The organism is Streptomyces griseoloalbus, from assembly GCA_014650015.1.
GTDB classification, from domain to species: Bacteria; Actinomycetota; Actinomycetes; order Streptomycetales; family Streptomycetaceae; genus Streptomyces; species Streptomyces griseoloalbus.
Window position 1 is genome coordinate 1 of sequence record BMUD01000134.1, and the last position, 591, is coordinate 591.

The window sequence follows — 591 nt, forward strand, 5'->3', positions numbered from 1 at the left end:
GAGGGCGTATCCCAGCACCTCGGCGTAGACGCGGGCTCCGCGTGCCCGGGCGCTGTCCCAGGACTCCAGGACCAGGGCGACACCGCCCTCGCCGGTGAGGATGCCGGCCCGTGCCTCGTCGAACGGGCGGCAGGCGTCGGGGGCGACGGCGCCCAGACGGTGGAAACCGGCGTGGGTGGCACGGTTCACCGCGTCGGCGCCGCCCACCACCATCACATCGGCGCAGCCGCTGCGGATCTGGTCGAAGCCGTAGCCGAGGGCGTAGTTGCTCGCCGCACACGCCGTGCCGAACGTCTGCGCCTCGCCCCGCAGCCGCAGCTCGGTGTTGACGGCCGCCGCGATCCGGTCGGCCGGGGCCTGTGCGATCAGGCCGGGGTCGAGGTCGGCCAGGCCGCGCTCGAGCCACTGCTCGGTCAGGTCCTGGAAGACCCGGGCCTCACCGTTGGTGGTGCCCATGGCACTGCCCGCCCGGCGGGCGGACAGCTCGGCCGTGTCCCATCCGGCGTCCCGCACCGCCAGACGGGCGGCCGCGGCGGCGAACTGGCTGCTGCGCCCCCACTGCCGCGGGTCGAGGCGTTCCAGATGGTCCTC

General features: G+C 75.1%; 1 protein-coding gene. It reads right to left on the reverse strand.

All coding sequences use genetic code 11. From position 1 onward, the window contains the following. A partial coding sequence (locus IE178_RS35270; protein WP_318280434.1) for a beta-ketoacyl synthase N-terminal-like domain-containing protein occupies nt 1–591 on the reverse strand: 591 nt, incomplete at both ends.